The organism is Streptomyces chromofuscus, from assembly GCF_015160875.1.
GTDB classification, from domain to species: Bacteria; Actinomycetota; Actinomycetes; order Streptomycetales; family Streptomycetaceae; genus Streptomyces; species Streptomyces chromofuscus.
Window position 1 is genome coordinate 4008916 of sequence record NZ_CP063374.1, and the last position, 14055, is coordinate 4022970.

Here is a 14055-nt window from a genome sequence, read left to right on the forward strand (position 1 = left end):
CCGGAAGCGACCCCTTCCCGGCTACCTCGCCCCGACCAGCAGTTCCGTCTCCGCCTCCCGCTCCGCCATGGCCCGCAGCGGCCCCGCCTCGACGGCCAGCTCGGCGTACGGCCCGCGCTGCACGACGCGGCCCTCGTCCAGCACGATCACCTCGTCCACGGCGCCCAGCCCGGCCAGCCGGTGCGTGATCAGCAGGGTGGTACGACCCTCGGTCGCGTCCAGCAGGTCCGCGGTGAGCGCGTCCGCCGTCGCCAGGTCGAGGTGCTCGGCGGGCTCGTCGAGGACCAGGACGGGGAAGTCGGCCAGCAGCGCGCGGGCCAGCGCCAGCCGCTGCCGCTGCCCGCCGGACAGCCGTGCCCCGTGCTCGCCGACGAGCGTGTCGAGACCGTCGGGCAGGCTTTCGGCCCAGTCGAGCAGCCGCGCCCGCGCGAGCGCGTCCCGCAGTTCGTCCTCCGTCGCGTCCCGCCGCGCCAGCAGCAGGTTCTCGCGGACCGAACTGTCGAAGAGGTGCGCGTCCTGGGCGCACAGCCCGACCAGCCGCCGTACGTCGTCGCCGTCCAGGGCGTACGCGTCCACGCCGCCCAGCGTGTACGCGCCGGCGTCCGCGTCCAGGAAGCGCAGCAGCACCTGCGCGAGCGTCGTCTTGCCCGACCCGGAGGGGCCGACCACGGCGATCCGCCGGCCCTTGTCGAGCCTCAGGTCGAGCCCGGCGAGAGCGTCCCGGTCCTGCCCCGGGTACCGGGCCGTCAGACCCTTGACCACGACGGGGAACGGCGACACGGGCGCCTGCCGCGGCCGCTCCGGTTCGCGCACGGGGTCGGGGGCGTCCAGCACCTCGTGCACCCGCTCGGCGCTCTTGCGCACCCGCTGCCGGAACTGCGCGGCGAGCGGCATTCCCAGCACCGCCTCGAACGCTGCCAGCGGGGTGAGCACGACGGCTGCCATGGCCACGCCGTTCAGCCGTCCGGCGGCGACCGCCTGAGCGCCCACGAGGGCGGCGGCCGTGACGGTCAGGCCGGAGATCAGCGCGGTGAGCCCGTCGCCGATCGCGGTCGCGGTGGTGGCGCGCGAGGCGATCCGGGTCAGGGCCGAGTCGGCCCGCCGGGTCTGGGCCGTACGCGCGGGCAGAGCACCGGCCACGGTGAGTTCCGGGGTGCCGGTGAGCAGGTCGGCCACGCGCGTCGCGAGCACTCCTCGGGCGGGGGCGAGCCTGCGTTCCGCGCGACGTGCCACGGCGGCGGTGACCACCGGGACGCCGGCGCCGGCCGCGAGCAGTCCGGCGGCCAGCACCGCTCCGGCCTCGGGCAGCAGCCAGCCGGTGAAACCGACGGCGGCCGTGGACACGACGAGCGCGGCACCGGCGGGCAGCAGCCACCTGAGCCAGTAGTCCTGCAGGGCGTCCACGTCGGTGACGAGCCGCGCCAGCAGGTCGCCCCGGCGGGCCCGGCTCAGGCCGGCGGGCGCCAGCCGTTCCAGTCGGCCGTAGACGGCGACCCGGGTGTCGGCCAGCATCCGCAGCACCGCGTCGTGCGACACGAGTCGCTCGGCGTACCGGAACACGGCACGCCCGATCCCGAAGGCACGGGTCGCGGTCACGGCCACTATCAGGTAGAGCACGGGCGGCTGCTGCGAGGCCCGGGAGATGAGCCAGCCGGAGGTGGCCATGAGCCCGACGGCACTGCCGAGGGCGAGGCTGCCGAGCAGCAGCGCCAGACACAGCCGTCCGCGCCGGGCCGCCGACAGGGCGCGGACGCCACCTGCGCCGCGCGTTCCGGGTTCGGTCTCGCGCGTCGAGCGCGGGGCTGCGGGGGCCGGGCCCGTAACGGCCGGACGGGTGGTCGGCGTCGTCGGCCCGGCGGGGGAGACGGCGTCGTGCAGCCGCGTCCTCCGGTCCGTCTCCATCTGCCGCACCACCTGGTCGGTCCCCGCCAGCCGCACCACCCGGTCCGCCACGCCCAGCAGCGCCGGCCGGTGCACGACCAGCAGCACGGTGCGCCCGGCCGCCAACCGCCGTACCGCCGCGACGACCTCGGCCTCGGTCTCCCCGTCGAGCGCGGCCGTGGGCTCGTCGAGCAGCAGCACGGGACGGTCCGCGAGGAACGCCCGCGCCAGGGCGAGCCGCTGCCGCTGACCCGCGGACAACCCGGCCCCGTCCTCTCCGAGCACCGTGTCGACGCCCTGCGGGAGGGCGTCCACGAACGCGAGCGCTCCCGCGTCGGCCAGCGCCCGCCGTACGGCCGCGTCGTCCCCGTCGGGCCGCGCCAGCCGTACGTTCTCGGCGATCGTCCCGGCGTACAGATGCGGTCGCTGCGGCACCCACGCGATCCGCGCCCGCCACTGGTCCAGATCGACCTCGGCGAGATCCACTCCCCCGACCCGCACCCGTCCCGTGCTCGGCCGTACGAAGCCCAGCAGCGCGTTCAGCAGCGTCGACTTGCCCACACCGCTCGGCCCGACGAGGGCGACCGTCTCCCCGGGCTCGACGTCGAAGGTCACCTCGGACACCGCGTCCGCGGCCCGGCCCGGGTAACGGACGCTCACGCCCTCGAAGGACAGCGCACCCGTCGGCGGCGTGCGGGTGCCGGACGGCGGCAGCGGCGTCTCCAGCACGGAGAAGATCTCCTCGGCGGCGGCGAGCCCCTCGGCCGCCGCGTGGTACTGGGCGCCCACCTGCCGCAGCGGCAGATACGCCTCCGGCGCCAGGATCAGGATGACCAGGCCGATGTAGAGGTCCATCTCGCCGTGCACGAGCCGCATACCGATCGTCACCGCGACCAGGGCCACCGAGATCGTGGCGAGCAATTCCAGCGCGAACGACGACAGAAACGCGATGCGCAGCGTCCGCATCGTCGCCTTCCGGTACTCGCCGGTGATCCATTTGATCGACTCGGCCTGCGCCTTGGCCCGGCCGAACACCTTGAGGGTCGGCAGTCCCGCGACCACGTCCAGGAAGTGCCCGGACAGCTGGGAGAGCAGCCGCCACTGACGGTCCATCCGGGACTGGGTGGCCCAGCCGATCAGCACCATGAAGACCGGGATGAGCGGCAGCGTGCCGACGATGATGGCGGCGGAGACCCAGTCCTCGGTGACGATCCGCGCCAGCACGGCCATCGGCACGACCACCGCGAGGCCCAGCTGCGGCAGATAGCGCGAGAAGTAGTCGTCGAGGGCGTCGACTCCGCGCGTGGCGAGGGCGACCAGCGATCCGGTGCGCCGACCGCTCAGCCATCCGGGGCCGAGCTGCGCGGCACGCTCCAGCAGCCGTCCGCGCAGTTCCGACTTCACTGCCGCACTGGCCCGGTGAGAGGCGAGTGCGGTGAGCCAGGAGACGACCGCACGGCCGCAGGCGACGGCCAGCAGGAGCAGGAGGGGAGTACGCAGGTCAGCGACGGACATCCCGTGCTGGAACGCGCCGACGACCGTCTCGGCGATAAGCATGGCCTGCGCGATGACGAGCGCGGCGCCGACGGTACCCAGACCGACGAGCACCACCAGGAAGAGCCGGGTGGCGCGGGCGTAGCGCAGGAGACGCGGATCGATGGGTTTCACGTGAAACATGCCCTTCAGGCCCATGCGGTGCGTTTCACGTGAAACACACCCCGGCCGGACTCAGTGAGCGGCTTCGGCCAGGTGCTGCGTACCGATCCGCTTGCGGAAGACCCAGTACGTCCACGACTGGTAGAGCAGGACGAGCGGCGTGGCGATCCCCGCGCACCAGGTCATGATCTTCAGGGTGTACGGGCTCGACGAGGCGTTGGTGACCGTCAGGCTCCAGTCCTCATTGAGCGAGGACGGCATGACGTTCGGGAACAGCGACAGGAAGAGCATCGCGACCGCGGCGACGACGGTGACGCCGGAGAGCGCGAACGACCAGCCCTCACGCCCGGCCCGGTTCGCCAACAGGGCGACGACCAGCGCGGCCACCGCCACCACCAGGGCGACCAGGCTCTTGCCGTTCCCGCTCTCGACCTGCGTCCAGAGCAGGAAGAGCAGCGCCAGCGCGGCCGTCATCAGACCGACCCGGGAGGCCAGCTTGCGGGCCCGCTCCCGGATGTCCCCGACCGTCTTGAGCGCCGTGAACACCGCGCCGTGAAAGGTGAACAGCGTCAGCGTCACCAGGCCACCGAGCAGCGCGTACGGGCTCAGCAGATCCCCGAGGCTGCCCACGTACTCGAAGTCACGGTCGATCTTCACGCCTCCGACGATGTTGCCGAAGGCCACACCCCACAGGAAGGCCGGGATCAGCGAGCACCAGAAGATGGCGTTCTCCCAGTTGCGCTGCCAGTTCTCCTCGGGCCGCTTGACCCGGTACTCGAAGGCGACGCCCCGGATGATGAGGCAGACCAGGATGAGCAGCAGCGGCAGGTAGAAGCCGGAGAAGAGCGTGGCGTACCACTCGGGGAAGGCGGCGAAGGTGGCGCCACCGGCCGACAGCAGCCACACCTCATTGCCGTCCCACACCGGGCCGATCGTGTTGATCAGCACCCGCTTCTCGGGCCGGTTGCGGGCCAGCAGCTTGGTGAGGACACCGACGCCGAAGTCGAAGCCCTCCAGGAAGAAGTAGCCGGTCCACAAAACGGCGATCAGAACGAACCAGACGTCGTGCAGTTCCATGACTGTGCAGCTCCCTCGGCCTAGTACGAGAAGGCCATCGGCTTGTCGGCGTCACGGGCGTCGCCGCCGATCTTCGTGGGCGGGTTCAGGTCGGCCTCGGTCAGCTCAGGGGGGCCGGCCTTGACGTACTTCACGAGCAGCTTGACCTCGATCACGGCGAGGACGGCGTAGAGCGTGGTGAAGACGATCATCGAGGTGAGGACCTCGGCCTGGGAGACACCGGGGGAGACCGCGTCGCGGGTCTGGAACAGACCGTAGACGACCCACGGCTGGCGGCCCATCTCGGTGAAGATCCAGCCCCAGGCGTTGGCGATCAGCGGGAAGGCCATCGTCCACACCGCCACCAGCCAGTACAGGCGGGTGAGCCGCGGTCGGAGCGGCTTCCTCAGCAGCACCAGGTGCGGGACCTCGTCCTCACCGGTTCGCCACGCGGCCGGCAGCAGGAACTTCTTCCGGGTGAGCCACAGCCCCAGCAGCCCGATGGAGAAGGACGCCATGCCGAAGCCGATCATCCAGCGGAAGCCCCAGTAGGCGACGGGGACGATGGGCTTGTAGTCACCGGGCCCGAACTTCTCCTGGAGGGCCTTGTTGGTGTCGTTGATGCCCGGCACGTAGGACTCGAAGTCGCTGTGGGCGAGGAAGGACAGCAGCCCGGGTATCTCCAGGGCCACCTTGTTGTGCCCCTCGTCGACGTCGCCGTAAGCGAACACGGAGAACGGCGCCGGCTCCTCGCCGTCCCACAGTGCCTCCGCAGCGGCCATCTTCATCGGCTGCTGCTCGTACATGACCTTGCCCAGGGTGTCTCCGCTGACCGCGGTGAGCAGGCCGCCGACCGCCACGGTGACCAGGCCGAGCCGGAGAGAAGTCCGCATGACCGGGATGTGCTTTTTGCGCAGCAGGTGGAAGGCGGCGATGCCCACCATGAAGGCGCCGCCCGTCAGGAAGGCCGCCGAGAAGCTGTGGAAGACCTGGTTGAGCGTGGTGTTCTGGGTCAGCACGACCCAGAAGTCGGTGAGCTCGGCCCGCCCCTTCTCCTCGTTGATCCGGTAGCCGACCGGATGCTGCATCCACGAGTTCGCCGCGAGGATGAAGTACGCCGACAACAGCGTGCCGATCGAGACCATCCAGATGCAGGCCAGGTGGATCTTCTTGGGGAGCTTGTCCCAGCCGAAGATCCACAGGCCGATGAAGGTGGACTCGAAGAAGAAGGCGATGAGCGCCTCGAAGGCGAGGGGCGCGCCGAAGACGTCACCGACGAAGCGCGAGTAGTCGGACCAGTTCATGCCGAACTGGAACTCCTGCACGATGCCGGTGACGACACCCATGGCGATGTTGATCAAGAACAGCTTGCCCCAGAACTTGGTGGCCCTGAGGTACTTCTCCTTCTCGGTGCGCACCCAGGCGGTCTGCAGGCCGGCCGTGAGGGCGGCGAGCGAGATCGTCAGGGGAACGAACAGGAAGTGATAGACGGTGGTGATGCCGAACTGCCATCGCGCCAGAGTCTCCGGCGCCAAAGCCAATTCCACGTCGCCTCTCCTTACATCGCCGTGGACAGTACGACTGGGTGCCCCTTTTGCCCTTCAAACCGCAGGCAATCGGCGCGCTTGTGAACGCGTTCACATTCACAAGCCATTATGACGCACATCTGTCCGACTTCTACAGGGGGGTCCCCTATCTCACGTCAACCCCGACGGCACCCCACCATCCGGGCCCTCGCCAAGGCACTGCCACTCGCCTCCAGCGCACGCCTGGGCAAGCAGGTCTTCTTCGACACGCGCGTCGCCGTTTCACGTGAAACCGACGCTCGGCAGGTCGTCGAGCCCGGCACGGTGGCCTTCTGGACCGACGGCGACGCCCTCGCACTCCTCTACGGACCTACGCCCATCCCGGGCGACGAGTGTCGCCTCGCCGTCCCGCGCAATGTCCTCGGCCGCGTGGACGGCGATCCCCGCCTCCTGGCGACGGTCCAGGACGATGACCCGATCCGGGTGGAGATCGCGGAAATCACCTGATGCGAGCCGCCTGATCCGACGAGAGGGCGGGGATTGTTCCGCCTCGGGGCGACCACCCCTTCGACTGTGCTGCCGCGGACGTCGCCTTCGTCCGACGCAGATGCCCCCTCGACCGTCCCGCCGCAGGCACACCTCAACCCCGCACGGAGCAGCCCCCTCGACCGTCCCGCCGCAGGCACACCTCAACCCCGCACGGAGCAGCCCCCTCGACCGTCCCGCCGCAGGCACACCTCAGCCCGGCTTCAGAGCCTTCTCGTGGTCCTGTCGCGGGTGCCGCCCCGCGGCTGGCTCAGAGCTCCTTGCGGAACCCCTCCGCCACCTTCAGGAAGATGTCGTTCCCCTCGGTCTCGCCGATCGTCACCCGCACGCCCTCGCCCGGGAACGGCCGCACGACCACGCCCGCCTGCTCACATGCCGCGGCGAAGGCGACCGTCCGCTCCCCCAGCGGCAGCCACACGAAGTTGGCCTGGGTGTCGGGCACCGTCCAGCCCTGGGCGTGCAGCCCGTCGACCACGCGGTTGCGCTCGCACACCAGCGACCCGACCCGGCCCAGCAGCTCGTCCTCCGCACGCAACGAGGCGATCGCCGCCTCCTGCGCGAGCCGGCTCACCCCGAACGGCACCGCCGTCTTCCGCAGCGCGGCCGCCACCGGCTCATGGGCGATGGCGAACCCGACGCGCAGTCCGGCCAGCCCGTAGGCCTTCGAGAACGTCCGCAGCACGCACACGTTGGGCCGCTCGCGGTACAGCGCGCAGCCGTCCGGGACCTCGGGATCGCGGATGAACTCGCGGTACGCCTCGTCGAGCACCACCAGCACGTCACCCGGCACCCGGTCCAGGAAGCGCTCCAACTCGGCCCGCCGGACGGCCGTGCCGGTGGGGTTGTTCGGGTTGCAGACGAAGATCAGCCGCGTCCGGTCCGTGATCGCGTCCGCCATCGCGTCCAGGTCGTGCACGGCACCCGAGGTCAGCGGCACCTGCACGGACGTGGCACCGCTGATCTGGGTGATGATCGGGTACGCCTCGAAGGAGCGCCAGGCGTAGATCACCTCGTCGCCGGGACCGCTTGTGGACTGCACAAGTTGCTGGGCCACCCCGACCGAGCCGGTACCGGTGGCGACGTGGGACGCGGGGACACCGAAACGGTCGGACAGCTCGTTCACCAGGTCGGTGCAGAACATGTCCGGGTAGCGGTTGAAGGACGACGCCGCGGCCGTCACGCTCTCCAGCACGCCGGGCAGCGGCGGATAGGGGTTCTCGTTGGAGGACAGCTTGTAGGCGACCGGCCCGTCGGCCGCCGCGGGCCGGCCCGGCTTGTAGGTGGGAATTCCCTCCAGCTCGGCGCGCAGCTTGGGGCTCGTCTCGCTCACCGCAGTCCTCCTCGCGACCACCGACGGCCCTGGGCTGCCGTCGGCTTCCAATGCTTCTCACCTTATGAGGATTCGGGGCGACTGCGTATGGGTGAGGCCCGACCACATCAGTCACACTGGCAACAGGGGCATCACCGCATGAAGGCGTACGAATCCGGGGGCGCGCCGAACATATATCTACGCGCCGGTGGCTCACGCCGTGGCGCGCATCCCCCGGTCAGGTGAGTTGAGACCTCTTCGAAACATCGGGGCCTTGGCAGGCCTGTGCGCGTCGACAAGCCACGTACTGCGTCAGTGGGGTGCAACTCCCTTGACTTCCCAGGTTTTCGACCCCTTATGACCTTGCAGAAACGTGCCTGTCAACGGGTGCATATGCGTCCGCACTACCCCACCGCGTGAGCCCTACTATCGGCTCGCCATGACAGCAGCAGGGAAGCACCAGGTGAGCCGCGCGGAAACCTCTCGTCGAGGAAGTCGGCCGGGCCGGGCGGGCATCAGAGATGTGGCCGCCGCCGCCGGAGTCTCCATCACGACCGTCTCCGACGCCCTCAACGGCAAGGGCCGGCTCCCGGACGCCACCCGACGCCATGTCCGCGAGGTCGCCGACCGGCTGGGGTACCGCCCCTCGGCCGCGGCCCGGACCCTCCGTACCGGCAAGTCCGGACTGATCGGTCTCACCGTCACGACGTACGGGGATGAACCTTTCACCTTCACGGAGTTCGCGTACTTCGCCGAGATGGCCCGCGCCGCCACCTCGGCCGCGCTCGCCCGCGGCTACGCCCTCGTCATCCTGCCCGCGACCTCCCGCCACGACGTGTGGTCGAACGTCGCGCTCGACGGCACCGTCGTCATCGACCCCTCCGACCAGGACCCGGTCGTCAGCGAACTCGTCAGGCAGGGTTTACCGGTCGTCTCCGACGGCCGCCCGGCCGGCCCGCTGCCGGTCACGGCCTGGGTGGACAACGACCACGAAGCCGCCGTCCTCGGCATCCTCGACCACCTCGCCGAGGCCGGCGCCCGCCGGATCGGACTGCTGACCGGAACCACCACCGACACCTACACGCACCTGTCCACCACGGCGTACCTGCGCTGGTGCGAACGGGTCGGCCAGGACCCGGTGTACGAGGCGTACCCGGCGCACGACCCCTGTGCGGGCGCCGTCGCCGCCGACCGGCTGCTCGCCCGGCCCGACCGGCCGGACGCCGTCTACGGTCTGTTCGACCCGAACGGCACCGACCTGCTCGCCGCCGCCCGCCGCTACGGACTGCGCGTACCGGACGATCTGCTGCTGGTCTGCTGCAGCGAGTCCACCGTGTACGCCAACACCGAGCCGCCCATCACCACGCTCTCCCTCAAGCCGCGCCGGATCGGCACGGCCGTAATCCAGCTGCTCATCGACGCCATCGAGGGCGTCGAGTCGGAGCAGCCCGTCGAGCAGGTCATACCGACCGAGCTGATCGTGCGCACGTCATCGCAGCGGCGCTCCCCGCGCACCACGGTCAGCCCTCCGCGCACGCCCGACAAGGGTTAGGGCACCGCCACAGGGGTGACGCGAAACGGTCACCGGGCCGGCGAAAGCCAGGTCCAATCGGGGCGAAAGCCGCGGTGAACCGGACTCCTGATCCGATTCACCACCCCTGGGTCATCACACGGCGCGATCCGCATTCCTATGATGGGCGCACGACACCGCGGGCCGCTGCGACCAGGCAGTCCGATGCGGTGCAGATGCGGCGCGATGGTGGAGGGGTCGATGACTCAGGGGGCCGGTCAGGGACCCGAGGTGGAGCGGACGGCGACGCTGCGCGACTTCCGGGTGCCCGCTTACGTCCACGAGACCGGTCCGTACCTCCACGGCGCGCACCCCGGCGAGGTCACCAGCCCCGTCGCCGAGCCGGTGGACTATCCGGAGGAGTACACGCCCACGGAGCGCGACCTGCCCGTCATCAACCGGGGTGACACGGTTCAGGTAACCGTCGATCCGCAGGCCGTGCCGGCCCCGCAGCCGCAGCCCGCCACGGGCCCCGGGCCCCTGTACGTCGTGGGCGACGTCCACGGCTACCTCGACGAGCTGGTGGCCGCTCTGCGGGAGAAGGGCCTCATCGACGCCGCCGGGCAGTGGTGCGCGGGAACCTCTCGGCTGTGGTTCCTGGGCGACTTCACCGACCGCGGTCCGGACGGCATCGGCGTCATCGACCTCGTCATGCGGCTGTCCGCCGAGGCCGCCGCGGCCGGCGGCTACTGCAAGGCACTGATGGGCAACCACGAACTGCTGCTGCTCGGCGCCAAGCGGTTCGGCGACACGCCCGTCAACTCCGGCGCGGGCACCGCCACCTTCCAGGCGGCCTGGCTGCTCAACGGCGGACAGAAGACCGACATGGACCGGCTGCAGGACCACCACCTGCAGTGGATGGCCCGCCTCGACGCGCTCACCGAGACCGACGGCCATCTGCTCGTGCACTCGGACACCACCGCCTACCTCGACTACGGCGACTCCATCGAGGCCGTCAACGACAACGTCCGCGAGGCCCTCACCCGTAACGACGCGGACGAGGTCTGGGACCTGTTCCGCAAGTTCACCAAGCGCTTCTCCTTCCGCGACGAGGGCGGCGCCGACGCCGTTCGCTCACTGCTCGATACGTACGGCGGCACCCGCATCGTTCACGGCCACAGCCCCATTCCCTACCTGCTCGGCGAGGTCGGCTCCGAGGACGGCGAGGACGGCACCGGCCCCCTCGTCGAAGGACCGCACGTCTACGCCGACGGCCTCGCCATCGCGATGGACGGCGGCGTGACCATGGCCGGAAAACTGCTGGTCCAGCAACTTCCCCTGGATAACTGAGCGTTCCCCGGGCAGACGTACCCGGACGGCGGACCGGCGCACGACGGCGCGGCACAGGGGCCAATTTCTGGAAACCCCCTGTCACGGCGCACCGTCACCGCTCTACCATCGCCTTATCCGTAGCAGGCTCCCCTCCGTTTCTGCCCGACGGCTCGTCAGCGTGCGAGCCCCAAGCCCTACGGAGCATCGGGGGATGCACATGAACAGCGTTCCGCAGCACCTGCTGAGTGAGGACCGCCAGGAATACGAGCGGCTCCTCGATGAGGCGCTGCGCTCCGCACACCACCGCCCTGAACTGGCCGCTGTGGGACAGCGGCTCAACCCCGAACAGCTGCGCACCATGGCGCTCAACGCCACCGCACTCATCACGGCGGCTGCGGCGACCGAGTACCAGCACTACGTGAAGGTCCGCGAGGAACTGCGCCGCCCGGCGCCGTCCACCCCGTCGACCGCCCGCGAGTCCGGCTCCACCGAGCCGGGCACGGGCGCCGTGGGGCTCGCCACCACCATGGGAGAGGCCGCCGCCGAGACCGTCGGCGCGGGCGCCGTCGCCGTCCTCGCGGTCCTGGCACCCGTCCTGGCCGGAACGGCCGCAGCGATCTTCCTGCTCGTCGGCTACATCCTGAAGATGCTCGCCCCCGAGCCGGGCATCGCCCAGACCCTGGTCACCACCGGCTGGGTGTTCGGCGCCCTGACCGCGGTCGCGATCCTGCTCGCCGCCGTCGGACTGCTGCTCACCGCACTGCGCAACCGGCCCTCACTCGAAGCCGGACCGTACAGCGAGCTCAGCAGCGAGGTGGCCAGGGCCAGGGAGGCCTGGCGACATGCCCTGCTGGAGAACGGCATCCTGCCGTTCCTCCGGGAGGCGCTGACCACCCCCGGCCCGGCCGCATTGCACCGTACGGCCCCGACGATCCCGACCAGTCGTATGCCGCACCTGGGCTACGACCGACCGGGCTTCACCAGCCCCGGTGACGGCCCGTCGGGCGCGCGCCCGAGCTTTTCCAGCCCGGACTACACCAGCCCGGACTTCGGAGGCCCGGAGCACAAGCCGGAATGACCTGCGGCTTGCGCCCCCGTCGCCCGGGGTGCGCAAGCCGGAGATCCGGCGCCGTGGACGCGTTGCCGTGTGCGGGCTGCTCCGGGATCGGGCCGCGAGCACCGCCCCTGCATACGTCAGTCCGCGATCGGCAGGTACACCCGGTTGCCGGCCGCCGCGAACTCCTTCGACTTCTCGGCCATGCCCTGCTCGATCTCCGCCTGCGTGCCGCCGTGTTCACGGCGGATGTCCTGGGAGATCTTCATCGAGCAGAACTTCGGCCCGCACATCGAGCAGAAGTGCGCCGTCTTGGCGGGCTCGGCCGGGAGGGTCTCGTCGTGGAACTCACGGGCCGTGTCCGGGTCCAGGGCGAGGTTGAACTGGTCCTCCCACCGGAACTCGAACCGGGCGTCGGACAGCGCGTCGTCCCACTCCTGCGCACCGGGGTGCCCCTTGGCCAGGTCGGCCGCGTGAGCGGCGATCTTGTAAGTGATGACGCCGGTCTTGACGTCGTCGCGGTTGGGCAGGCCCAGGTGCTCCTTGGGCGTGACGTAGCAGAGCATGGCCGTGCCCCACCAGGCGATCATCGCGGCACCGATGCCGGAGGTGATGTGGTCGTACGCCGGGGCGACGTCCGTCGTCAGCGGGCCGAGCGTATAGAACGGGGCTTCATCGCAGATCTCCTGCTGGAGGTCGATGTTCTCCTTGATCTTGTGCATCGGGACGTGTCCCGGGCCCTCGATCATCGTCTGTACGTGGAAACTCTTCGCGATCCGGTTGAGTTCCCCGAGAGTGCGCAGTTCCGCGAACTGGGCCTCGTCGTTGGCGTCCGCGATCGAGCCCGGCCTGAGGCCGTCGCCCAGCGAGTAGGTGACGTCGTAGGCGGCGAGGATCTCGCAGAGTTCCGCGAAGTTCTCGTACAGGAACGACTCCTTGTGGTGCGCCAGGCACCACGCCGCCATGATCGATCCGCCGCGCGAGACGATCCCGGTCTTGCGGTTCGCCGTGAGCGGCACGTACGCCAGGCGCACGCCGGCGTGGACCGTCATGTAGTCCACGCCCTGCTCGGCCTGTTCGACGACCGTGTCCTTGTAGATCTCCCAGGTCAGCTCCTCGGCCCTGCCGTCGACCTTCTCCAGCGCCTGGTAGAGCGGGACCGTGCCGATGGGCACGGGGGAGTTGCGCAGCACCCACTCGCGGGTGGTGTGGATGTTGCGGCCGGTGGACAGGTCCATGACCGTGTCGGCGCCCCACCGGGTCGCCCAGGTCATCTTCTCGACCTCCTCCTCGATGGAGGACGTCACCGCGGAGTTGCCGATGTTGGCGTTGACTTTCACCAGGAACCGCTTGCCGATGATCATCGGCTCGATCTCCGGGTGGTTGACGTTCGCGGGCAGCACGGCCCGGCCCGCCGCGATCTCCTCCCGTACGACCTCGGGCGCCACGTTCTCCCGGAGGGCCACGTACTCCATCTCGGGCGTGATCTCGCCCCGGCGCGCGTACGCGAGCTGTGTGACCGCCTGGCCGTCGCGGCTGCGGCGCGGCAGGCGCGGGCGGCCGGGGAAGACCGCGTCGAGGTTGCGCAGCCCGCCGCGCGGCGAGGTGTGCTTGATCCCGTCGTCCTCGGGTCGGACGGGACGGCCCGCGTACTCCTCCGTGTCGCCGCGGGCGGTGATCCAGTTCTCCCGCAGCGGCGACAGTCCGCGGCGGACGTCGGTGTCGACCAGTGGATCGGTGTACGGGCCTGATGTGTCGTACAGCGTGACCGACTGCCCGTTCGTGAGGTGCACCTGACGGACCGGCACGCGCAGGTCGGGGCGCGAGCCCTCGACGTACGCCTTGTGCCAGCCGATGGACTTCCCGGCCTCCCCGTTGCTCGCGTCCTCGGTCGCGTTCTGGGTGGAGGCAGGCGTGCGTGCGTCCTTGTTGGCCATGAGACCGATCTCCCTACGCCGGCATTACCCGGTAACAGGTTCGGCGGTCGACGCAGCGGTTTCCGTCTGCCGGCGTTTCATGGGAAACATCACTCGGGCCGAGTCACGTTCCACGTGAAACATCGCGAAGACGGAGGTCAGCGCCCTCTCAGCCCGGTGCTCCGAGCTCCCGCGTGTACAAAGGTCCCCCCACGCTAGCGTCAATTCGGGCGCGGTGAACAGAGGGCCCCGGTCGTTCTTGCGATGAT

9 protein-coding genes are annotated in these 14055 nt (G+C 70.2%); 4 read left to right on the forward strand and 5 right to left on the reverse strand.

Features of this window, described 5'->3' with window-relative positions; translation table 11 throughout:
* Positions 1-21: 21 nt before the first annotated feature.
* From cydD to IPT68_RS18130, 3 genes are read right to left on the reverse strand one after another with little or no spacing between them, the layout of a single operon-like run.
* Complete coding sequence (cydD, locus tag IPT68_RS18120; RefSeq protein ID WP_189696032.1) at positions 22-3558, reverse strand: thiol reductant ABC exporter subunit CydD; 3537 nt, start codon at positions 3556-3558, stop codon at positions 22-24.
* A gap of 51 nt (positions 3559-3609) precedes the next feature.
* Entirely contained in the window at positions 3610-4614 is a 1005-nt protein-coding gene (gene cydB / locus IPT68_RS18125) for a cytochrome d ubiquinol oxidase subunit II (RefSeq protein ID WP_189696031.1), read from the reverse strand.
* Between the two features lie 20 nt (positions 4615-4634).
* On the reverse strand, positions 4635-6140 hold the full coding sequence (locus IPT68_RS18130; RefSeq protein WP_189696030.1) for a cytochrome ubiquinol oxidase subunit I: 1506 nt from the start codon (positions 6138-6140) through the stop codon (positions 4635-4637).
* A 108-nt stretch (positions 6141-6248) separates the two neighbouring features.
* On the opposite strand from IPT68_RS18130, the gene IPT68_RS18135 reads away from it, so the two are divergent.
* Entirely contained in the window at positions 6249-6626 is a 378-nt protein-coding gene (locus IPT68_RS18135) for a cyclophilin-like family protein (RefSeq protein WP_189696029.1), read from the forward strand.
* Between the two features lie 289 nt (positions 6627-6915).
* Here IPT68_RS18135 and hisC read toward each other — a convergent pair whose 3' ends face one another.
* On the reverse strand, positions 6916-7995 hold the full coding sequence (hisC, locus tag IPT68_RS18140; protein ID WP_189696028.1) for a histidinol-phosphate transaminase: 1080 nt from the start codon (positions 7993-7995) through the stop codon (positions 6916-6918).
* A gap of 418 nt (positions 7996-8413) precedes the next feature.
* Here hisC and IPT68_RS18145 point away from each other — a divergent pair, with 418 nt between their 5' ends.
* The 3 genes from IPT68_RS18145 to IPT68_RS18155 all read left to right on the forward strand — a co-directional run bounded on the left by IPT68_RS18145 (position 8414) and on the right by IPT68_RS18155 (position 11894).
* Positions 8414-9526: a LacI family DNA-binding transcriptional regulator gene (locus IPT68_RS18145; RefSeq protein WP_189696027.1), complete on the forward strand. Its 1113-nt coding sequence runs from the start codon at positions 8414-8416 to the stop codon at positions 9524-9526.
* Between the two features lie 204 nt (positions 9527-9730).
* A complete protein-coding gene (locus tag IPT68_RS18150) occupies positions 9731-10834 on the forward strand; it encodes a metallophosphoesterase (RefSeq protein WP_265583749.1) in 1104 nt (367 codons plus the stop codon).
* 193 nt (positions 10835-11027) lie between these two features.
* Positions 11028-11894, forward strand: coding sequence for a hypothetical protein (locus IPT68_RS18155; RefSeq protein WP_189696025.1), 867 nt, complete (start codon positions 11028-11030; stop codon positions 11892-11894).
* Positions 11895-12010: 116 nt separating this feature from the next.
* Here IPT68_RS18155 and thiC read toward each other — a convergent pair whose 3' ends face one another.
* Positions 12011-13807: a phosphomethylpyrimidine synthase ThiC gene (gene thiC / locus IPT68_RS18160; RefSeq protein WP_228039748.1), complete on the reverse strand. Its 1797-nt coding sequence runs from the start codon at positions 13805-13807 to the stop codon at positions 12011-12013.
* Positions 13808-14055: the final 248 nt, after the last annotated feature.